Raw genomic sequence first — 21,373 nt, forward strand, 5'->3', positions numbered from 1 at the left:
GCTCGAAAATGCCTTCGCGAACCAGCCCTTGTGCTCGGCATGCTTCTTGATCGCCTTCGGCAGGATCGTCACGCCGATAAGCGGCGTGAACACCACCGCAACGACCCAGGATACGACAAGCGATACGGCGATGACGACGAAGAGAGTGAAGGTGAACTCGCCGGCGTTGCTCTTGTTGAAGGCGACGGGGATGAAGCCCGCCACAGTTACCAGCGTGCCGGTCAGCATCGGGAAGGCCGTCGACGTGTAGACGTAGGTGGCGGCTTTCATGAGATTGTCACCGGCTTCCAACCGCGCGACCATCATCTCGACGGCGATCATGGCGTCGTCGACGAGAAGGCCAAGCGCGATGATCAGCGCTCCGAGCGAGATGCGCTGCAGCGAAATGCCCGCGTCGAGCATGACCACGAATGTAATGGCAAGAACCAACGGGATCGCGACGGAGACGACCAGGCCTGCCCTGAGACCGAGACTGACGAAGCTGATTGCGAGCACGATGGCAACCGCCTCGAACAAAGCTTTCGTGAAGCCTCCGACGGCCTCCTCGACCACTTTCGGTTGGTCGGAGACCTTCGCGACCGAGATTCCGACCGGGAGGTTTTGAACGATCTGGCCCATCGTCTTGTTTAGGGCTTCGCCGAATGCCAACAGGTTGCCGCCTGTCTTCATGCCGATCGCGAGTCCGATCGCCGGCTTGCCATTGAAGCGAAAGAGCGAGGTCGGCGGATCGACATAGCCGCGGGTGATTGTGGCGACGTCCGTCAGCGGGAAAAAGCGGTCGTTGACCCTGAGATTGATGCCGCGCAAGGTCTCTTCGGAGATGAACCGACCTCCGACCCGCAAAGCGACGCGCTCCGGCCCGGTCTCGACGAATCCGGACTGTGTGACGGCATTTTGCGCCTGCAGCGTTGAGATGATGGCAGAACGGTCGATGCCGAGTGCTGCGATCTTGCGGGTGGAGAATTCGAGATAGATGACCTCGTCCTGCGCACCGACCACGTCGACCTTGCCGACGTCGGGGATTTTCAGGATCTGTGTTCGGGCGTTCTCGGCGAAATCGCGCAGTTCTCTTTGACTCAGTCCGCTGTCGCCTGTGAAGGCAAAGATATTGCCATAAACGTCGCCGAACTGGTCGTCGAAGAAGGGGCCAACCACCCCTTGCGGGAATTCGTGCTTGATGTCGTCGATCAGGTTGCGGACGCGCGACCAGGTAGGTTTCACGTCCCGCGCATTCGTATCGGGAAGCAGGTCGACGAAGACGATCGTCTGACCGGCGGTTGTGATGCTGCGGGTGTGTTCGAGATTGTCGAGTTCCTGCAGCTTCTTTTCGATGCGGTCGGTAACCTGCTGCGTCACCTCCTACCAGACGAGAGACCGATGCTTGAGCGCCCAGTCCGAAAGGTTGAATTTATTCACGGGCGTAGCTCCTGTCCGAGTTTCACTTTCTGTCCATCGACAAGGTCGTCGGTACCGGCGACGACGATCTCCTCCCCCGCGCGCAGCCCAGATACGACCCTGACGAAGCGGGCGCCCGATCCTTTGTCATCCAGTTTAACTGCTCTCGGAGCGACCGTGGCTGTCGATCGATCCACCACCCAAACCTGGGCGCCATCACCGTCGCTTCGGATGGCGGAGAGCGGTAAGGCGATGGCCTGCTTCTTTTCCTCGACAACCGGAGTCGCGGTCACCACGGCACCGAGGCGGAAAATGTCAGACGCCTGATCGATCGCGATCTTCAGCCGATAGGTTCGAGTGTTGGGATCGGCCTGAGGCGCGATTTCGCGAACGACGCCAACAGCTTGAATCCTGTTGTCGAGCTGGAGGGCGACATTGAAGCGGTCGTCGAGGCGAATATTGCTGAACTGCGCCTCCGGAACGTCGACAACCACGTCGCGTTGCTCGAGGCGTGCCAGTTTCAGAACCGGCTGGCCGGCCGAAACAGTCTGGCCCATTTCCGCGAACGCCGCAGTCACGACACCATCGAACTCCGCCCTCAGCTGGGCGTAATCTAACTGCTCATTCGCCTTGGCGAGGCTAGCTGTTGCTTTTGCAACATTGGCGGTCGCCGATTTGAGTTGCTGCTCGGCAAGATCATGATCCGCAATGCTTGCTGCGTTGCTTTGCATCAGCTTTCGCTTGCGAATTTCCGTCGTCGCGGCGTTCTCTAACTGAGCCTGGGCGTTGCGCAGATCGGCTTGCGCGCTCTTGACTGCGAGCTGAAGACTGAGAGGATCGATCTCGGCGAGGACATCACCCTTATGGACGAGGTCGCCAACATCGACTTTGCGAGACACCATCCGCCCAAGAACCCGGAACGCGAGATCGGTCTCGATGCGGGCTCTCACCACGCCGGGCAAGCTTGTCGCTTTGTCCCGTTCGGCCGCAGCCATGACGACTTTGACCGGACGGGGCGTCGCCTGCTCTCCTGCCTCCGACCTTTGATCGCAGCCGACAAGCAGAGAGATCGATAGAAGAAATGGAAGAGAGGTACCTATGCGCACGAGTGTCATCTCACTTGCCTTCCCAGGCGACTGCCTGGCCTTCCTTGAGAAACTTTCCGCCTTCGGTGACGACCAGGTCTTGTGGGGCGAGGCCGCTGGTGACGATGAAATCGCTCTGGCGGTATCTGCCGATCGAAATCTTCCGGAGTAAGACGGAGTGGTTTTGGGTGTTGACGAGCCAGACGGCGGGTTCGCCGTCGGCTGATGTGATCGCAGTGTAGGGCAGCACGATTCCGCCCCGCGGCGCGGCGCGCAGCTTGCCCACGACGGGCGTTCCAAGCGGCCATAGCGTGCTCTCCTGGAGCCCCACCTTGATCCGGATTGTGCCTGCTTTTGCGTCTATGACCGGCGAGACCTCGCGGATGTTGGCGTGGACGTCTCGCGTGGGGTCCGATACCGGTGCGACGACGACGTCGTTCAGCGGACGGCCATCCAGAAAGAATGCTTCAAAGACATCAAACACCGCATCTCTCGGACCGTCGTGGGCGATCGTGAAGGCCGATTGCGCCGCTGAGACGACCTGCCCGACTTCAATGCTGCGTGCCGTGATGATGCCGTCCGCGGCCGCTTTCAACTCGGTGTAGGACAGCGCGTCCTCCGCCGTCGCGAGCGCGGCCCCGGCCGTCTCGAGGGAAGCCTGCGCACTCAGAAGTTCTTTTTGAGCATCATCAAAGATCGCCCGCGGGGCCGCCTGCGACTGCAGAAGCGACGTCGCCCGGTTGAAGGCGAGCGTCTTCTGCGCAACGACCGCCTGCGCCGACTCTAGTGCCGCGCGCGCGACGGTGACGTCGGCTTGTTGTTCCGTGTCGTTGAGTCGGGCGAGGACGTCGCCGGCGTGGACATGTGATCCGACATCGACCTTTCTCTCGAGAACTCTGCCGCTGACGCGAAAGGAGAGTTCAGTCTGAACCCTTGCCTTCACCTCGCCGGTGATTTCCGCACCGGGTTGATATTGAGCCTCCGCGGCCGAGACGGCGCGAACCTGCTGCTGCGGCGGCGCAACTTCAGCTTTGTCTTCGCAGGCAGCCAGAACTGCGCATACGAGACCAATTCCCAGCAATCGAAAGGACTGCATATTTGCTCCGGTAAGGTTGCGAAGAAGAGCCGCCTGTTGAACGGTCAGCTTCGATTTGCTGCATGTAACAGGCCACCGCCCGATGTTGACAACGCCCACTTAAAGGCTAAAGTGGGCGTTGTCAACATATTGAGCTCAAAAAAGTTGACACACGCAACATCGAAGCAAGATGACCGATGCGACGAAAACTGCAAACCAGCGCCACCACCAAATATCCTGAGCAGGTCCCATTGGGTTTCCCGCTCGATATTCTCCAAGAAAACAATGGGATGCGATGAATCCAGTTGGAAAAAGAACCATCAAGGGCGGAGAGGAAGGAAAGACGCCCTCTCGAAATACTGGAGGCTGCGTTCGAGGAAACGCGGGTTGAAGACGTCGCAGCCCGCCCGGGGACAACAAAAGGAACGGTCTACCTTCCGACCAAGGACGTGCTTTTCCAGGAAATGCTTCGGCACAAGTCGATATCATCGGATCAGCTGGGACCGCCATTGACGGCCTTATTGACAGCCTTCGGGGATCCTGGGCCGACCGAATACGGGCCTTGCTGCTTCAATCTTGCGAAAAGACGGCCAACGACCCCAAGACGAGTGAACTCCTGCGCTTGTCTATCGTCGAACAGGGTGGGAAGGGCCGGATGAGTCGTACGACCGACCGGCCCTGAACCTCTTCCCGATGCTTTGCCAATTCCAGTTTCCGCCAAGCGCGTGATTGTAGTCCGAGAGTGTTTCGCGCATGGCCACGATGTTTCCCTGGATCCAACGGACGATCCGAAGACTGGCGGCTGCGGAAACTTCACGACACCTTAGAGGGGTATCATTCGTCCTCAATCGGCAGCTACTGCATGAACCAGCCGTGGCTCACGACCAGCGATTGACCTGTCACGGCATTGGAACTCGCCGCCGCGAAATAAAGAACCGCGTCAGCCACGTCATCGGTGCTCGTGAACTCACCGTCGACCGTGTCCTTGAGCATCACCGTCCTGACCACCTGGTCCTCGCTTAGACCGAGCTCCCGCGCCTGCTCGGGGATCTGTTTGTCGACGAGCGGCGTACGTACGAATCCGGGGCAGACCACGTTGGCGGTAACGTTGTGCTCGGCTCCTTCCTTTGCCAACACCTTGGCCAGCCCGATCAGACCGTGCTTCGCCGTGACATAGGGTGCTTTCAGCTTCGAGGCTTCCTTGGAGTGCACGGAGCCCATGTAGATCACCCGGCCGTAATTAGCGGCATACATGTGCTTAAGGCAGGCGCGAGTGGTCAAGAAGGCGCCGTCGAGATGAATTGAAAGCAGCTGTCTCCAGTCCGCAAAGGGAAAGTCGACCAGCGGCTTGACGATCTGGATGCCGGCGTTGCTGACGAGCACGTCGATCTTTCCGAACCTGGCCATCACCTCGCCTACAGCCTTTTCCACCTGGTCTTCGTCGGCGACGTTCATCGCGACAGCGAAAGCGTCGCCCCCCTTGTTTTTGATCTCCGCGGCCGTTGCATTCGCTGCGTCGAGATTGAGGTCGGCGATCACGGGAATGCCGCCTTCGGCTGCGAAACGAAGCGCGATTTCCTTGCCGATGCCGCTCGCGGCTCCCGTGACAATGGCCACTCTTCCATCAAATCGAGACATGGATAGTTCCTTTCAATTGCAGGAGATTAGTCGTTTTGGAGGTAGTCGAACACGACCTCGCCGAGGCCGAGCGTCAGGTCGGCGATGTAATGGCTGGCCGAGGTGACTTCACGCACGGGTAGACGCGCGACGTCGCACATGGCGTGCTCAAACAATTGCAGGGCTGCCGGCCCGGCCCATGCGCCTTTCACGGTCACATCCTCGAGATAATAGCGCACCAGTTCGCAAATGCGGGTCGAGCCGTCGACATGGGGGATGATCTTGAGCATGAAGGCGGGCTTGGCCATCGCCTTTGCCAGCGGCTCCAGGGGGAGTTCGCGATGCTTATAGCCCATCGTCGCCATCGCGCAGAGAACCGAACCGTAATGCAGCGTTCCGACCAGCGTCTCCTGCTCGTGCGAGAGCTTCGGCGTTGCCAGCTTCTTCGGAAAGCCCCAGATCTCACGCCCGCCGGCGATCGGCGAGTTGTCGTCAAGATACATGGCATGCACGTAGCTGCCTTCCTGCACCTTGCCGGACGGCGTGCGGAAACGCACCGGGATGACTTGGCCGGTCTCGGTGTAGTCCCCGAAACCCGTCGAATCCGGCATGCGGATGAATTCATAGGCGACGGTGTCGCCGATCACTTCCAAGGGCTCGGGCACGACGGCGCGCAAGGCCTCCGGATCGGTCCGGTAGTTGATGACGACGAATTCGCGGTTGTAGAACTTGTAAGGTGGCTTCGGATAGGCAGGGTTGTTGAGCGGCATCGCGAAAGCGTTTTCGCGGACGGCGGCGATCTTCATGGCGGTATCTTTTCTGTTGAAGTTTCAGTCGAAGTCGAAAATGGCGACGCCGTCGGCAGTGTCGGGTCGCTGCAGCACCTCGGGGTGGCGCAGCGTTCGAAGGGCGTCGGTGTAGCCGGAGGTCCAGTGCTCCTCCATAGTCAGGCGAGAGAACTCGTAATCCTTGGAGGTGCTTTCGTAGTTCTTCGCGCGATACACCAGCTGGGCGATGTTGTAGACCTTCTCATCGGCCTGATCGACGAGACGCTTGATCTCCGGATCGGCCCGCAGCAACGCGTCCTTGGGAACGAGTTCGACCAGATGACCGAGCGCGCGACGGAGCCGCTGCTGCGACTTGAAATTGTCGGTCGCCGCGCGCGTGCGGCTTGAGAAGCGGATATCCTTCTGCCGCAGTTCGATTCCAAGGAGGTCACGTGGGAACTCGCCCCGCGCACTCCAAAGGTCGACCTGAAAGGCCAACGTGTCCTGGCGTGGCGAGCTGTCGAGCACCCATTGCAGCGGCGTGTTCGATACGAGACCCCCGTCCCAGTAACACTCGCCGTCGATCCTGGCGGCAGGGAAGCCTGGCGGCAGGGAGCCGCTCGCCATGACGTGTTCAGGGCGGATATTGTGGCTCGTGGTGTCGAAATATTCGAAGTTGCCGGTGCGTACGTTGACAGCACCGACGCTGAAACGCATGGCTCCACTGTTGATCCGGTCGAAATCCACCAGCCGCTCCAGCGTCGCTTTGAGAGGTGCGACGTCGTAGAAGCTTTCGGCATCTTTGCTGCCGGCGGATGAGAAAAAAGGTGGCACGGGACGGGGCGTGAAGAAGCCCGCCGCGCCCTCCATAAGGGTTGCGAAGGCGTGTGTCTGATTGAGCAGGCCACGCGCGAAATCACCCTGGAGCCCCATCGCTGCATACATTGCCGAAAACAGAGTGGAAATCCCGTGAGCAGGGGCGGTTACGGTATCCCAGAAGCACCGGAGCGCCTCCACCCGTCTTTCAGGCGGATTGCCCGCAATCAGGGCACTATTGATGGCTCCAATGGAAATCCCGGCGACCCAATCCGGATGCAAACCGGCTTCGGCCAGGGCTTGATAGACGCCGGCCTGATAGGAACCCAGCGCTCCGCCACCTTGCAACAATAGTGCAATGCGCTCGAACGGGGGACGCTCCTTTATGCGGCGTGTCTTGTGTCCGAGGGAATTTGGAAGGTCCATGAAGTGTTACCTCTATTGCTGGTTCCCGCCGTCTTCGCAAGACGGAGCAGATGTTGACGCCGCCCACTTAGGGCGCAGAGTGGGCAATGTCAACATCTTCAAGGCAAAATGTTGACAAGAGCAACTTAATGCTATAAATGGATGACATGACCCAGGACATTTCCACCAAAGAACAGCGGCCCTACCACCACGGTGACCTTCACAGGGCGATTGTCGAGGCCGCGCTCGACGTGCTGAGCGAGTCTCAAAGCACGGAGTTTTCGCTTCGAGAGCTCGCCCGTCGGGCGGGCGTCAGTCACAACGCCCCGTATAAGCACTTCGCCGACAAGCGCGAACTTCTGGCAGCGGTCTCGGCGGTGGGATTCGAACTGCTGGCTAAGCGCATGGCCGAAGCGACAAAAGAACCCGACAGTCCTCGGCAGAGGCTGGCGGCCATGGCGAAGGCATACGTCTGCGGCGGCGTCAGCAATCCGGCACTCTACAGGTTGATGTTCGGGGGATACCTCACCGGTCAGGACGCAGGGCGGCCCGCGATCGAAAGAACGGCGGCCTACAACATGAAAGCGCTTATAGTTGAAGCGATTTCCGACGGCGGTTTGGGGCGTCCAATTGACGATACCGAGGCCAATACTCGCACCATCGATGGAGCGATCCTGGTTTTTTGGTCACAGATGCACGGTCTGACTTTGCTGCTGGCGGACCGCCTCGTCGGGCCTGGCGACAAGATGCAGGATCTGACCGAGAACGTCCTGTGTGGAATGCTCGACGGGTTGGTAAACAGCATCCCTGTGGTGCCGGAAGGCGTTTGGGTGGGGCCTCCGCTGGCGGGGTAGATGTGCCAATAACGAGTCCGCCGGACACGTGCTTGCTGGCGCTGGTGCGGGATCGTTGTCTTACGGTGCAGTCGCGTTCGATCCGAGAGGAGAATTCTCATGGACGCATACATCTCTGCCCTCATGGGCCTCGCCGGCGTCGCGCTCAAAGGCCTCGCCTCGTTCGCCACCGCCTAAATGACGCATCGCTCACAAGTGAGGGAAAAGCATCGCGAGATTGAGGTCGCCATCTGAAATAAGGGACCTCGCGCGTTCTGGCGCGATGGACTTTCTCCTGGATTTCGGCGAGGCTTGCCGCGTGGAACTGGCAGCGGCGCGCGCAGCCTCTTCGGCGATCGCATACTATGAACCTCGCAGACGGGCCAATGCTCAACGTCAAATCGTCAATTCGTTGACGTTTCAGTGCCGGAATCCGGAATAAGGTCGTGCTCTAAAAAGTGGTCAAGACGATCTTTCCCATGGTCGCGCCACTCTCAAGTAGCCGATGGGCGTCTTCGACCCGTTCCAGAGGAAAGGTAGCACCGACAGAGGAACGGATGCAGTTATTGGCAACGAGCGGCAGCACGTCGCATGACACCAGCTTCGCGATGCGCGCTTTCTCCGCCTTCGACAGGGGGCGCAAGGTGGAACCGACCAGGGTCAGGCGACGTCGTAGAAGCGGCTCCATATCCGCGGAGATCTTGCGGCCGCCCTGTAGCGAAATGATCGCGCAACGACCGTCCGGCGCCATTGCCTTGAGATTGCGATCAATATAGTCGCCGCCCACCATGTCCAGTACGACATCGACACCCCGCCCCCTGGTCGCCTCTTCGACGGCGTCAACGAAATCGACCTTGCGATAATTGATAGCCAGATCGGCGCCGAGCGTTTGGCAATAACCGCATTTTTCGTCTGAACCGGCGGTCACGGCCACACTCGCACCCATTGCTTTGGCGCGTTGGATCGCGTGGCTTCCGATGCCGCTTGAGCCACCATGAATGAGGACCCAGTCGTTTCGTTTCAAGGCCGCCCGTTCAACCAGATTGAATTCCACCGTCATTGCAACCTCGGGAAGCGCTGCCGCGGTGATGAAATCGATCTCGTCGGGAAGCGCGATGATCTGATCACCTTCGGCGATCGCATAGTCGGCGTAACCACCGCCGTGCACGAGCGAGCACACCCGCTGACCGGGCTTCAGCCCGACGCCGTCTCCAACCGACTCGACGGTCCCCGCGACCTCCAGGCCAAGCGTCGGGTTGGCGTCTGGCGGCACCGGGTAGGTGCCGCGTCTTTGAGAGATGTCAGGCCGGTTCACACCCGCCGCCTGAACCTTGATCAACACCTGGCCTGCCGCTGGAACAGGTAGCGGCAGACGCTCGATTACCATGGCCTCCGGGCCGCCGGGAACTGGAGAGCGGACGGCCCGCATCGTTCGAACCTCTGGAAAATGTTTCAAGTCGAGCGTCCTCACGCTTTGGCCGCGGCCATCTGGCCGTTCCTGTAGGTCATGTGCAAGCCGAGGGTGGCGACCGCGGAAAACGCCATGACGACCGCAAAGAACCGATATGCGTCGACCGGCGTCCAATAGTTGGAGAGCATATATCCCGTCAGCAGTGGAGCGACGATGGCTAGGCCGCGTCCGAAGCCGATCATGAGGCCCACACCCGTGCCGCGCAGTATCGTGGGATAGATGGGCGGGCTGATGGCGTAAAAGGCCGCGACGCCGCCGTTCGCGCAAATGCCAATCGCGAAGGCGAGGACCATGGCTGCCGATAAGACCCCGCTGAACTGGGCGTAGAGCGTGAATGCCAAGCCGCCCAGCGCCAGCAGCAGGATCGTCGCGAGCCGCCCGTTGATCCAAAGCGTCAGCAGGCCATAGAGCACAGCCCCCATGACGCCACCGAACTGGATAAGCATGGCAACGCGGACTCCTAGATACGCGTCGCCCGTCGCGTCGGAAACGATCTTTGCGGTCCATGTGTTCGCGAAATAGAAGCACGAGATAAGAAGCGCGTAACCGAACCAAAGCAAGACCGTTCGCGACAGAAGAGGCGGTTGCAACAGTTCACCAAGGCCCACCTTTGCGGGAAGGGTTTCGGAAGAGGCCCCCGCTTGCGGAAGGACATCAAGCGGCGCGTACCCCATGCGGGCGGCGATACGGTTATAGGTCTTCAAAGCATCCGCGGGCCTGCGATGAACAAGATAGTCAATCGATTCGGGAAGATAAAACAGGACGACAAGAAGCATCGCGCCTGTCAGGAGCGAGCCGAAAAAGAAGGGCGCCTGCCAGCCAAATGATTTCAGCATCGGGGCGATTGCGAAACCCGCCAGCGCCGAACCCATGGGCAAACCGGCGCCGTAAAGTCCCATGACGAGACCGCGTCGCCTGTCGGAAGAATACTCCGAAACGATGATGTTAAGACTAGAGATCATCGCGCCGATGAAAAGCCCAGCCGCGGCACGAACGGCGACGAGCTGCCACAACGAAACGCAAAGACCTGAAACTGTCATCAGCGCGGTAATGGCGACGAGGCAAAGCAACACATGTCTGCGGCGGCCGATCTTGTCTGCGAGAGGAGACACGAACACGGCTCCGAGCGCCATTCCGAAGATGCCGGCGCTCAGAAGATAGCCAACCTGCGAATTCGGGAGATTCCACACCCTGGCGATTGTCGGCATTGTAAATGGCACGGCCACTACTTCGTAGCCGTCGATCATGGCTAGCAGGACGCACATCAGGCAGATCCAGATCTGTGCTGGGCGCATCGGCCCGCTCTTGATAGATTCATTGAGTGTCATGAGCCCTAAACCTCCCTGGGCAAGTGATTACTCCAACCGCATCGGAACGCGCAGGGCCATCCGCCGCTTCTGTCGAAGGCGGCAGGTGATCCGATACTGTTTCGGCGGCTCCTCCATCACCCGGCTGCGCCCTCGCCTTTCGCGACAGCCCGCACCGCAGCGTAACTCCTCCGTCATTGTCGTGGAAATGGTGAGATTTGAAACAGACAGATTGAAACCGTCCGTCAGATGGACACATATCCATCTTCCTATGTGTCCACCTGGTGGACGACATGATCATTATCGATTGTCACGGGGCGCGGAGGCGGACTTTATATCGCGCCAAGCCAACGGTCAAAATTGGAGCTACCACATGCGCCTCGTATCTTTCGAAACCGGCGATCGCCGAACTTATGGACTGGTCCGGGAAGACCGGCTTCATGAGGCGACGCCTGCTTTTCGAGCATCCTATCCTGACTTGCGCGCGGTTCTCGCCGCTGGCAAGGCCGCCGAAATTGACGTCGAATCCAAAGGTCTCAATCTCGCGGATGTAATACTGCTGTCGCCGATACCGAATCCGGACAAGATCATCTGTGTCGGCCTGAATTATGCCAACCACATCAAGGAAACCGGCCGCGAGAAGCCGAAATATCCGTCGATCTTCACCCGCTATCCCTCGTCGGTTCTTGGAAGCGGCGTTCCGCTTCTCAAGCCTGCCTGCTCGGATGAATTCGACTATGAGGGCGAACTTGCGGTCATTATCGGAAAGGCCGGCCGCAACATTCCGGCCGCGGAAGCCAAGGACCATATTCTTGGCTACTCCTGTTTCAACGACGGCACGATCCGCGACTTCCAGCGCCACACAACCCAGTTTTGGTCCGGAAAGAGTTTCGACGACACCGGCTCCATGGGACCGTGGATCGTCACTGCCGACGCACTCCCAAACCCGGAAAACGAGCACCTGCGCACCGTTCTGAACGGCCAGGAAGTCCAAACGACGCCGATTGCCGACCTCGCCTTCTCGATCGGCGAAATCATCGAATACGTCTCGAAGGTCACGCGGCTTGTTGCCGGCGACATCATTGCCACCGGCACGCCTGGCGGCGTCGGGCGGTTTCGCTCCCCGCCGCTCTACATGTTCGAAGGCGACCGGATCGAAGTCGAAATCACCGGCATTGGCAGGCTGTCGAACCCCATCGCAAACGTGAATTGACGCTCTGCAGAGCGCGGTTGACATGCCGCGCTCTGCAGCAGGGAGGCAGACTGCGTCAGGAGGATAACGTGGCAATCAACGCACTGGGGCATATCGGCATCCGCTCGGACAAGCTTTCCGACTGGGGTGATTTCGCATCGGGGCTGCTGGGTATGCAGCGCATCGACCGCTCGTCGCGGGAACTGGCCTTCCGCATGGACGACCGGATGCAACGGCTGTTCGTTGTGAACGAACCGGGCGAAACACTCTCCAGCATGGGGTGGGAGGTCGAATTCGAAAGTGATCTCGATCTTTATGGGACGCGGCTCGAACAAGCCGGAACGCGCGTTCGATATGGAACTCGCGCCGAATGCGACCGGCGCTTCTGCGCCGCCATGATCCTGTTCGACGACCCGATGGGCAACCGGGTGGAGTTGATCTGGAAGCCGATGATCGCTTCCGACCCTTTCGTTCCGGGGCGACCGGTTTCAGGCTTCGTGACCGGCCCCGTCGGCATGGGCCACGCAGTCCTCCACGTCCGGAACATCGAGATCATGATGCCATATTATCGCGACAATCTCGATTTCCACGTCACCGACTACGGCCTAGAGCCCTACGCATTGTACTTCTTTCACGTCAACAGCCGCCACCACAGCTTCGCGATGGTCGGTTCAGGCGGACAGGGTTTCCACCATTTCATGATCGAGTTCCGGAACCTCGATGACGTTGGTCAGGGCTATGACGTCGCCACGCAACGAGAGGGTTGCGTCGCTTACACCCTCGGCCGCCACTCGAACGACTATATGACGTCGTTTTACGCGAACTCCCCTTCGGGGTTCTTCGTCGAAAACGGATGGGGTGGCAGGATCATCGATCCCACGACCTGGGAGCCGCACGAGACGGCCGACGGACCTTCCTTCTGGGGACATGAACGCCTCTACCTGACCGAAGAGGGCGGCAGAAAACGTCTGCGCGAGATGCGCATGGACGCCGCGGCCCGTGGCGTCCGGGCGCCGCCGGTCGCGGATTGTCCGTGGCTGTTCAATGAACTCGCCCGCTGCGGACGCTGATGCGTCGGCACTGATACTGGGAGGACAATACATGACAAACGAAACTACCCACTATGACGTCGTCATCGTAGGATGCGGCCCTGTCGGGGCGACACTGGCGCACATCCTTGGACGAGCCAATGTCCGCGTGCTGCTGCTCGATCGGGAGAGTGCCGCCTATCATCTTCCACGCGCCGTACATTTCGACGATGAGGTGATGCGGACGTTTCAGCAGATCGGGATCGCCAAGGAACTGGAAGCCGTGTGCCGCCTCAACGTCGGCATGCGCTTCGTCGGTCCCGACGGAACTATCCTGCTGGATTGGCCGCGTCCGGCCGAGGTGACGGCTTTGGGCTGGCATTCGAGCTATCGCGTGCACCAGCCGGACCTTGAGCGCATCCTGCGCAATCGTCTCCAATCCTATCCTGCCGTGACCCTGCAGACGCGCTGTGAAGCCTTCTTTATCGAGCAGGACGACGAAGGAGTACACCTACGCTACGAGGACATGAGCTGTGGTCGAATACGCCGCGTCCGCGCCCGCTACGTCGTTGGCTGCGACGGCGCGCGTTCGTTCGTTCGCCGTTTCATTGAAACCGGCATGGAGGATCTCGGATTTCATGAGCGCTGGCTGGTCGTGGACGTTCTGCTGAAAGGGGAGAAGCCGGGGCTTGGCGACTGGTCTCTCCAGCATTGCGATCCCGCCCGACCCTCGACTTATGTCCGTGGACCGAACAACCGGCGCCGCTGGGAATTGACCGTCCTGCCGGACGAGGACAGCACCGAGATCGCCCGCCCGGAAAACGTCTGGCCGCTTCTGTCCAAATGGGTGACTCCGGCAGAGGCGGACATCGAACGCACGGCCGTCTACTGGTTCCATTCCCTCATCGCTGACGAGTGGCAACGCGGGCGCTTGTTCATCGCAGGTGACGCGGCCCACCAGACGCCGCCCTTCATGGGGCAAGGCATGTGCGCCGGCATCCGGGACATCGCCAACCTCGGCTGGAAGCTCATCTGCTGCCTGCACGCCGGCCACGATCCCGCACTTCTAGGCACATACACCACCGAGCGTCGAGAAAACGCCAGGACGTTCATCGCGACGGCGGTCAGGCTTGGCGGCCTGATCAACACGAAGGACCCGCGCTCCGCTCTCACTGCCGCGTTCCCCAGGGCGGAAGGCGGCGCGAAAATGGTGTCCCTGTATCCGCCGATCGGTCCAGGCCTTTTGAGCCATTCCGCACCGCTTTTCGCCCAGCCGGTCATGCGGGATGGGGCGCTCGCCGACGACGTCGCCGGCTATGGGTTTTCCTTTTTGTTCGCAGATTTCTTCCTCGCCAGTCTCGAAGGGCAGCTTATCGAGCACGCCCAGCGCAAGGGAACCATCTTGCACGTTTCACAAACAAGGGATGGCGCCGTCCATCTCGCAGGCGCGGCCGCCGCGATCATTCGGCCGGACCGCTACCTTCTGGCGAAGGTGAACTCCTCGGAGGAACTGGCATCAGTGCTCAAACTGATCCCTGACGTGGTCGGCGCCGAAACGACGAGGCTGCGCAACATCGCCTGAGAGGACGCGAAAGTCCATATCTTCGATCTTGGTCTCGCCGTATGATATGGTTGCGGCGCGTTGGCACTGCGCAGGAGTGCCGCCTCCCCGTAACCGACAGCGAACCGGAGAAGATCGGAAGATGCTAAAGAGGCGTAGCAATGCGGACCAAGGCGGCGTGCGCGCCCTGGTGCGCGGGCTTGCTGTGTTGCGCGAGGTAAACCTTCTCGGAGAGGCGCGTCCGGGTGAAATCGCGACCAGGCTGGATCTCCCCCGTCCCACCGTATACCGCCTGCTCCAGACCCTCGAGGAGGAAGGATTCGTTGTGTTTTCCTCCACCAACAACCGGGTCCGTGTCACGCGCCTTGCGGCCAGCCTTGGCGATGGTTCGGCGGCGACGTCCGCCCTCTGTCAGGCAGCAGGTCCGCTCTTTTCCGAGTACTTGCCGAAAATCGTCTGGCCGCTCGACCTGAGTGTCTACGAAAGCGCGGCGATGGTGATTCAGGAAACGACTCACGGCCGAAGTCCCCTGTCTGTCGACAGGGGCATGATCGGTTACCGCATGCCTATCCTTGGGACATCGGCGGGACGGGCCTACCTCGCGTTCATATCCGATGAGGAGCGCGGGCTTATCGTCGAGCATATCCGACGACTCGCTGTGCCTGAGGATCTTTCATTTCTGGAAGCCATCGATCTGAACGATCTGCTGGCCGATATCCGGGCGAAGGGCTACGCCATCCGCGAGGCAGGCGAATTCCGACCCAGTACCTCGTCAATTGCAGTACCGGTGAAGCTGGATGGCGTTACGATAGCATGTGTCTCCATCATATGGATCCGGTCCGCTCTCTCGATCAAAGAGGCAACGACACGATATGTGAAACCGTTGATGGAGATTGCCGAAAGGCTTGCCGCAAGCCTTGGACAGTCCGTGGCTGATGACGAATCGCCCGACCTCCTCGAAACGCCGGAATCGACTGGTGCAGATCCATGAACGCTTCTTTCGGAGCAACAGCTTGACCAGCATCTTCAGCTGATGGGCCTGATAAACCCTGTCTCTCTGTCGCAATGATGGTCAATTCGGTGCTGATGGCGAAGCGTTCGAAGCCAGCAGGATCATCACGTAGCCTTCGCATGACGCAGGAATATCCTCGCGGCAAAGATGAGCAATCGAACAAGGCCCGCGCCCTGTCCGAAGCCGGCCGCAAGCGCGCGTTCGAAGAAAAGGCGTCCGGCGGGCGCTGGCACCAGCCTGAGTTACACCGCATGCTCGATCAACTGCGCGATGGCGTTCGTCGTCTGGAAGCTCGATCGCCTGTCACGTTCGCTGAAGGACGTCCTACATCTGATGGGTCAGGTTGCCAGTGCTGGCGCGGGGTTCTGGTCCCTCACCGAGGCAATCGACACGACGGCGGCGGCAGGGCGCATGATGATGATGCAGATGGTAGGATTCTTTGAGCAGCTTGAACGCGCCATGATCCGGGAGAGGACTACGACTGGCACGTGCCGAAGGACGAATTGGGGCGCCGCAAGGAGCTCGACCCGAAGAAATGCCGGGAAATCGCCGAGAGCCTCTTGTCCGGCCGCAAAAGTGGAGCAGAAATGGCGAGACTTTACGACATCAGTGAACCGACGGTTTCGCGCATCGTCACAAAACATCGCCAGAATATGGAGACCTTCCATGCCGACCAGCTATGATCTCAAAGGTCTTATGAAGTTTCTCGCCCGGGACGAATGGCCAGAATGCTTCGACGAGGTTTTCTACGACCATTTCGGACCCGTCCTGGATGGCGGTGACATGGACTTCGAGGACCTTTCGGACATCCTCGGCGAGGTCTGGGCCATGACGCTCTGGGGCTGCGCCTTCGAGGATTTCCTGACCCAGGAATTCGAGGTCGAGGGCGGCAACATCGTCGACGAATATCTCAAACGTCGCGGCTGGAAGGAAAATGCTCAGGCAAAGGCTTATATCAAAGCGCTGCGCACCTCCGTCATGAGCCTTTACGAAGTCAGTGAGATCGTGCCGGGCAAGTCGCTCATGGCGCGCGACCTCATTCGCGGTGGCGAGCCGATCGCCGTCAGCGAGGGAACGGCGACCAAGACGCTTAAGCAATGGGACCGGATTGCCGCCCGTATTGTGTCGGTGATGGGTAAAAATGTATTCGCCGGAGGCCTTTTGCCGTTTACGCCGCAGGCCACCGATGCGCTGTTCGATAGCCTACGGCAGGTGTTCGGCAAGAAGAATACGAAGAAGCTGCCGGCCATCAAGGACGAGGAGCTTCAGGCCGCGGCCTCCATGTTCACGCTGTCCTGGCTGTTCGATACACTTGAACGCGCAATGGGGCTGCCCTCGATGCAGAACGCGGATGGTGATGAACTCGTATTCCATGACGTCAGGTTTCCGTTCGCGCCCGGAGTCGCCCAGAAGGATATTGCCGCACGGGTGAGCACCATCCCCGGCCTGTCGCGGGAAAACGCAAAATTCTGGAACTGGCTTGAGGAGAAGCCAAAGCATGGCGCTCCCAAGCGCGGTGCACCGTCCTTCGACACCACGATGGACAATGGCATGCGCGTGCTGGGAAATATCGAGTTGAAGGGGAAATTCCTCCATCTGTCAACCAATTCAGGCGAACGCGCTCAAAAAGGAACGACGTTAATCAAACAGGCGCTCGGTGATCTCGTCCGTGCGCCGCTTACCGAAATCCGCACGGTCGAACAGATGATGGCTGAGCGGCCGGCTCGCGCACACGAAGATCTAGAACCGGAAATTCCGCCCGAAATCGCCGAGCAGGTCGTTCACCAGGTCATGGACCGGCAATATCGTGAAACCCTTGATCAGCCTATCGGCATGCTCGGCAACAAGACACCGCGGCAGGCGGCGAAATCTGCCACTGGCCGCGAGAAGGTCGCGGAATGGCTCAAATATCTCGAAAACCAGTCGTCCCGGCAGCCCAACCCCGCGGACCCCATGGCGACATACAGTTTCGAGTGGATGTGGCGCGAACTCGGCGTTTTCGATCTCCGCCAATAAGCTGATGAGCATTCTCCGCCCGATTGGTCAAGCCCTTGTGCGAACATCGCCGCTGGGCATTGATGTCCCGCTTCGCCGCACCATAGGATCGGAGCTTGTCGGTGATCATTACGCGTGGTGAACCACATTGTCCTATTTGAAGCTTGCGCATCAAACGCTTGGCAGCCCTGGCATTGCGGCGGCTCTGGACCAGAACGTCGCGAAGCCAATCATCGAGCCGTCGAACGCAGTGCGCCGAGCACGTTGTTTGAACGGTGCAGCTCCGCCTTCTCGAAGATAGCGGCGGACCGTATTGCGGGCGCATCCGAACTCCTTCGATAGAACGCTTGGCGCCCCAACCAAGCTCGTGCAGCTGCAACATCGCCACCACCTCCTCAGCCTGAGGCATATGCCCGTCCTGCATTGTTCGCGACAATGCAGGATGCGATAAAATCGTGCTCGTCATCCATCACTCCTCGTTTTTGAAACGAGGGGTCAGTTCTTCGCTTCGTTAGGGGGTCAGTTTTTCATTTCGCCCGACAGCTGAGGCGGTGTAACTACCTGGTCTATTCATCCGGGAGCGCGGCAGGCGACAAGACCTTCAAGATCGCCAGCGATATCGTGACAGGAAACGAATTGCAGGCGCATTTCTCCGAGGCGGCCGGTCGGCAAATACCAGATTCCCGTTTTGTACAAGAGGTACTTGCGGCCAATCTATTCCTGCAAAAACTCACAGCGCTGGTGGACGACGGTCGCCTCTCAGGAAATGCAGACCTCGATGCGCTACGTCAAATGAATCCAGAAATGCTGTCATTGAAGTCCTGGTGGAGTGGGGCACACCGCCAAACCATTCCAAACCTCTTAGAAACTTTTCTGCATCAACCATTTATCCATTCGGTTATCGCCATATCTGACAAATAATACTACATAACTCGTCAAATATGACTACATTTCGAGCGCCGTTGCCATCTGGTCATTGACGAAGGCCGGCTCGTAGTCGCGGGCCAGCGCGCCCGAGACACTCACCTGACGGAGAGCTTCTCGCCATCCATCCGAAATACGCTGCGCCATGGTGCGGATCATCTCCCGCGCCTCGGGCTCGGGAATCTCGAAAAACTCACAAGCTTCCAGCGCGAGGCTGATCGACCGATCATGGACGCCGCCCTCTAGGATCGCCGTCTCAAGATGAGGATTGCGATCCGGCGCCGGGTTGACGTCGAATACCGGCGACAGCCGCCATTGGCCAGCACCCACATAGAGGAAGCCATGGTTCTTCAGATGATCGTCCTTGTTGGACACGAGGATGGTGAAGATCAAACGCCGATAGAGTTCGCGGAAGTCGGCCATGGGGTCGGATGAATAAGACCTCATGAAATCGACGATTTCGGTATAAGAACCCAACTTTGCGCCCGTCTTGTCGAGTGCGGTGCGCGCGGAGATGTAGGGAATCCGTGTGGCCCCGCGCCGGTCGAACCGCTGGATCAGCGCAACCGGGAACGGCGTGTCCGCCAGTTCCAATCGCGTCGCAGGCGTGCGGATGCCGCAGGCCGCCGCCAGGCGAAGGGTCGCGACCTCCACGCGTTCGATCGGCTGTTGATCGTTGACCGAGGTGAACTTCGCCAACCACAGTGCATCGCCGTCCCTGACATTGGCCTTGGGGCGAGCGCCGCCGGAGCCACCCGCGCCGGCCAGCGCCTGCATCTCCTCGGGCGAGATTTCCTTGCCTTGCTCATAGGCTCGCGCGATCGCCGTGATGGTTTCGAGATCGACCAGCCGCGGAACGGCGTCCGCCGCCCTACCGCGAACAACCTTGCCGTTGTCATCCAGAAAGCGCAACGCGCCTTGCCGGCTGGCGTCGTCGGAAAGCGTGAGGTACTCATATTCGTTGAGGCCATTGCCATAGGCGCGTTCGAGGAGCCTGCGCCCCCAACTATCCGGCGCCGCATCAGCGAAGACGCCCGCCAATGCGTCGCGCATATTGCCGGGCTGGCCCGACCTATGAAAAGGGCCGGCTTCAAGTGAAAAATCTGGCTGGATTGCAAAGCTGCGAGGATTCTCGATCCAAACGGGAGCATAGGTAAAGGTCGAAAACTGCCGTGGCCCGACATGCGTGAACCGCAACTGGCCCACGAGTGTCAGGCTTTCGCCGAGTGCGACATCGGCAACAAAGTCAGCCATCAGAATGAAGCCCCGTCGGGGTCCACAACGTCCTGAAGCTCCTGCGCGCCCTCAGATTGAGGCTTTTGCTTTCGGAGCTTCGCCGCGAAAGAACGTCCCCGGCGTGGGCCATTCTCCGTCGCCAGCGCCAGTCCAAGATCATCCTTGCGGACGTCGATGAGATCGGCGAGGCGGTCCAGCAGGCCCAGGACGACCAGTACATCGGCAAGTGTCCCAATTGCGACGCCGGGATCGCCCCGTTCGAGGCGAGCAATGGAGCTTGGTGATGTTCCGGCGCGCACAGCGAGGTCGGCCACAGCGATACCTCGCCGTAATCGCGCGTTTCGGACATCTTGGCCCAGCCGCTCAAGCGCTGGCTTTGCCTTTGGCGACCCCATAACAAGCATCCATATTTGACGTATTATCCAAATTAACTAGTCATATATGACAATTTATCGATTTCGTCAAGAGAAACCGGAACGCCTCGATCAATCGATTGGAGGCCTATACCTCCCCTTCAGTCTGTTTTCGTGATTCAATCCGGCTTTCGTGATTTGCCGGGAACGGATGATGCATGGGCAGCCGGGTTTTTGGGATTTGAACGAGCGCTACGAGCGCCTGAGTGCCGTCGGCGACCCTCTGGAGAAGCTCAACAGCATCATTCCCTGGGCTGTGTTTGAGAAGCCGTTGGCGAAGGCGCTGAAGCGCTGCGGCGGATCGAAAGGTGGACGTCCGCCGTTCCCGGCGGTGCTGATATTCAAGATCTTGGTGCTGCAAGCGCTCTACAATCTCTCCGACGACCAGGCCGAGTTTGTCATCCAGGACCGGTTGTCGTTCGTGCGGTTTCTCGGGCTCGGCCTTACCGACAAGGTTCCGGATGCCAAGACGATCTGGCTGTTCCGCGAAAGCTTGGTGCGGGCCGGTGCCATCGACAGCCTATTCGCCCGTTTCGACAAATATCTCTCGCGAGCGGGCTACCTGGTCAAGGGCGGGCAAATCGTCGACGCGACGATCATCCAGGCTCCCAGACAGCATAACGAAAAAGAGGCGATCAAGGCTGGTAAGATCCCGGACGAGTGGAGGGACAAATCCGCCAAGCTTGCCCAGAAAGATCGCCATGCGCTTTGGACGCTGAAATATTCCAAGGCGAAGCAGCCAACAGAAACATCGACATTAACCGTGACCAAGCAACACGACATCGCCATTGCGATGTTCGGTTACAAAAACCATGCGGGCATCGGCCGGGTGCATGGATTCATCCGGGGGATGGACGGTGACGAGTGCGGCCGCCCATGACGGCGCTCCCGTCCTCACGCATGCCTGCGACCATCTCCGCGACTGAGTCTACCAGGATCTGGGTGAACCCTACACGAAGGCGGGCCGTAAACCCGCGCCCGATTGCACGCATGTCCTGATCAAGAGCTGATGCACCCCCGAGGAGTTCCGCGGCGCGCTCATACAATTCCCTCCCAGTATCCGTAATCGCAAGGCCCCGGCCCGCGCGCTCGAAAAGGGTGACGCCCCATTTTTCTTCCAGCTGTTTGATGGCGATACCAAGGTTGGGTTGGGCGACATTCAGCACATCGGCTGCCGCAGCCAGAGAGCGATGTTCAACGACCGCTCGGAAATAGGTGAGTTGCCTAAGATTCATCGACTG

General features: G+C 59.6%; 19 protein-coding genes and 4 pseudogenes. 10 read left to right on the top strand and 13 right to left on the bottom strand.

Annotation, left to right across the window (positions count from 1 at the left end; translation table 11 throughout):
- The 6 genes from PY650_RS14100 to PY650_RS14125 form a co-directional block, all read right to left on the bottom strand.
- Positions 1 to 1,356: efflux RND transporter permease subunit (locus PY650_RS14100; protein WP_285879929.1), on the bottom strand; the 1,356-nt coding region annotated here is incomplete at its 3' end.
- Positions 1,357 to 1,412: 56 nt separating this feature from the next.
- Positions 1,413 to 2,510, bottom strand: coding sequence for an efflux RND transporter periplasmic adaptor subunit (locus PY650_RS14105; RefSeq protein WP_285879930.1), 1,098 nt, complete (start codon positions 2,508 to 2,510; stop codon positions 1,413 to 1,415).
- A gap of 1 nt (position 2,511) precedes the next feature.
- Positions 2,512 to 3,576: an efflux RND transporter periplasmic adaptor subunit gene (locus tag PY650_RS14110; RefSeq protein WP_285879931.1), complete on the bottom strand. Its 1,065-nt coding sequence runs from the start codon at positions 3,574 to 3,576 to the stop codon at positions 2,512 to 2,514.
- An 834-nt stretch (positions 3,577 to 4,410) separates the two neighbouring features.
- The gene (locus PY650_RS14115; RefSeq protein WP_285879932.1) at positions 4,411 to 5,193 is read right to left on the bottom strand and encodes a 3-hydroxybutyrate dehydrogenase; all 783 of its coding nucleotides are present in this window, start codon (positions 5,191 to 5,193) and stop codon (positions 4,411 to 4,413) included.
- Between the two features lie 26 nt (positions 5,194 to 5,219).
- The gene (locus PY650_RS14120) at positions 5,220 to 5,978 is read right to left on the bottom strand and encodes an acetoacetate decarboxylase (protein WP_285879933.1); all 759 of its coding nucleotides are present in this window, start codon (positions 5,976 to 5,978) and stop codon (positions 5,220 to 5,222) included.
- A gap of 24 nt (positions 5,979 to 6,002) precedes the next feature.
- Positions 6,003 to 7,181, bottom strand: a complete 1,179-nt coding sequence (locus PY650_RS14125) for a patatin-like phospholipase family protein (RefSeq protein ID WP_285879934.1) — start codon at positions 7,179 to 7,181, stop codon at positions 6,003 to 6,005.
- Between the two features lie 146 nt (positions 7,182 to 7,327).
- On the opposite strand from PY650_RS14125, the gene PY650_RS14130 reads away from it, so the two are divergent.
- Positions 7,328 to 8,014 carry a TetR/AcrR family transcriptional regulator gene (locus PY650_RS14130; RefSeq protein WP_285879935.1) on the top strand — a complete coding sequence of 229 codons (687 nt, stop codon included), beginning with the start codon at positions 7,328 to 7,330 and terminating at the stop codon, positions 8,012 to 8,014.
- A 430-nt stretch (positions 8,015 to 8,444) separates the two neighbouring features.
- Here the strand turns inward: PY650_RS14130 and PY650_RS14135 are convergent, their stop codons facing one another.
- Complete coding sequence (locus tag PY650_RS14135; protein WP_490390928.1) at positions 8,445 to 9,449, bottom strand: NAD(P)H-quinone oxidoreductase; 1,005 nt, start codon at positions 9,447 to 9,449, stop codon at positions 8,445 to 8,447.
- A gap of 11 nt (positions 9,450 to 9,460) precedes the next feature.
- Complete coding sequence (locus tag PY650_RS14140) at positions 9,461 to 10,792, bottom strand: MFS transporter (RefSeq protein ID WP_285879936.1); 1,332 nt, start codon at positions 10,790 to 10,792, stop codon at positions 9,461 to 9,463.
- 352 nt (positions 10,793 to 11,144) lie between these two features.
- Between PY650_RS14140 and PY650_RS14145 the strand changes: the two genes are divergently transcribed.
- From PY650_RS14145 to PY650_RS14175, 7 genes and pseudogenes are all read left to right on the top strand, one after another.
- Entirely contained in the window at positions 11,145 to 11,984 is an 840-nt protein-coding gene (locus PY650_RS14145) for a fumarylacetoacetate hydrolase family protein (protein WP_285879938.1), read from the top strand.
- 68 nt (positions 11,985 to 12,052) lie between these two features.
- Positions 12,053 to 13,033: a VOC family protein gene (locus PY650_RS14150; RefSeq protein WP_285879939.1), complete on the top strand. Its 981-nt coding sequence runs from the start codon at positions 12,053 to 12,055 to the stop codon at positions 13,031 to 13,033.
- Positions 13,034 to 13,064: 31 nt separating this feature from the next.
- Positions 13,065 to 14,573, top strand: coding sequence for a bifunctional 3-(3-hydroxy-phenyl)propionate/3-hydroxycinnamic acid hydroxylase MhpA (mhpA, locus tag PY650_RS14155; protein ID WP_285879940.1), 1,509 nt, complete (start codon positions 13,065 to 13,067; stop codon positions 14,571 to 14,573).
- A 121-nt stretch (positions 14,574 to 14,694) separates the two neighbouring features.
- Positions 14,695 to 15,543, top strand: coding sequence for a DNA-binding transcriptional regulator (locus PY650_RS14160; RefSeq protein ID WP_285879941.1), 849 nt, complete (start codon positions 14,695 to 14,697; stop codon positions 15,541 to 15,543).
- Positions 15,544 to 15,897: 354 nt separating this feature from the next.
- Positions 15,898 to 16,002: pseudogene (locus PY650_RS14165) on the top strand (recombinase family protein); the annotation flags it as partial.
- 50 nt (positions 16,003 to 16,052) lie between these two features.
- A complete protein-coding gene (locus PY650_RS14170) occupies positions 16,053 to 16,247 on the top strand; it encodes a helix-turn-helix domain-containing protein (protein ID WP_285880067.1) in 195 nt (64 codons plus the stop codon).
- The gene (locus PY650_RS14175) at positions 16,231 to 17,580 is read left to right on the top strand and encodes a DUF7986 domain-containing protein (protein ID WP_285880051.1); all 1,350 of its coding nucleotides are present in this window, start codon (positions 16,231 to 16,233) and stop codon (positions 17,578 to 17,580) included. Before PY650_RS14170 ends, PY650_RS14175 begins: the two co-directional genes overlap by 17 nt.
- Here the strand turns inward: PY650_RS14175 and PY650_RS37390 are convergent.
- Together PY650_RS37390 and PY650_RS14185 are read right to left on the bottom strand one after the other, a co-directional pair.
- Positions 17,468 to 17,731, bottom strand: a complete 264-nt coding sequence (locus tag PY650_RS37390; RefSeq protein ID WP_432761533.1) for a hypothetical protein — start codon at positions 17,729 to 17,731, stop codon at positions 17,468 to 17,470. The two genes, PY650_RS14175 and PY650_RS37390, sit on opposite strands and share 113 nt — an antisense overlap.
- Before the next feature lie 18 nt (positions 17,732 to 17,749).
- A pseudogene (locus PY650_RS14185) lies at positions 17,750 to 18,025 on the bottom strand (IS21 family transposase); the annotation flags it as partial.
- Positions 18,026 to 18,195: 170 nt separating this feature from the next.
- On the opposite strand from PY650_RS14185, the gene PY650_RS14190 reads away from it, so the two are divergent.
- Positions 18,196 to 18,480 carry a hypothetical protein gene (locus PY650_RS14190; RefSeq protein ID WP_285879942.1) on the top strand — a complete coding sequence of 95 codons (285 nt, stop codon included), beginning with the start codon at positions 18,196 to 18,198 and terminating at the stop codon, positions 18,478 to 18,480.
- A gap of 24 nt (positions 18,481 to 18,504) precedes the next feature.
- Here PY650_RS14190 and PY650_RS14195 read toward each other — a convergent pair whose 3' ends face one another.
- Both PY650_RS14195 and PY650_RS14200 read right to left on the bottom strand, forming a co-directional pair.
- Positions 18,505 to 19,737: a type II toxin-antitoxin system HipA family toxin gene (locus PY650_RS14195; RefSeq protein WP_285879943.1), complete on the bottom strand. Its 1,233-nt coding sequence runs from the start codon at positions 19,735 to 19,737 to the stop codon at positions 18,505 to 18,507.
- Complete coding sequence (locus PY650_RS14200) at positions 19,737 to 20,123, bottom strand: helix-turn-helix domain-containing protein (protein ID WP_349644494.1); 387 nt, start codon at positions 20,121 to 20,123, stop codon at positions 19,737 to 19,739. Before PY650_RS14200 ends, PY650_RS14195 begins: the two co-directional genes overlap by 1 nt.
- 163 nt (positions 20,124 to 20,286) lie before the next feature.
- On the opposite strand from PY650_RS14200, the pseudogene PY650_RS14205 reads away from it, so the two are divergent.
- Positions 20,287 to 21,019: pseudogene (locus PY650_RS14205) on the top strand (IS5 family transposase); the annotation flags it as partial.
- A gap of 174 nt (positions 21,020 to 21,193) precedes the next feature.
- Here the strand turns inward: PY650_RS14205 and PY650_RS14210 are convergent.
- Positions 21,194 to 21,367, bottom strand: a pseudogene (locus PY650_RS14210) (LysR family transcriptional regulator); the annotation flags it as partial.
- Positions 21,368 to 21,373 lie beyond the last annotated feature (6 nt).

Source organism: Martinezella calliandrae (assembly GCF_030272695.1).
Classification (GTDB): domain Bacteria; phylum Pseudomonadota; class Alphaproteobacteria; order Rhizobiales; family Rhizobiaceae; genus Rhizobium; species Rhizobium calliandrae.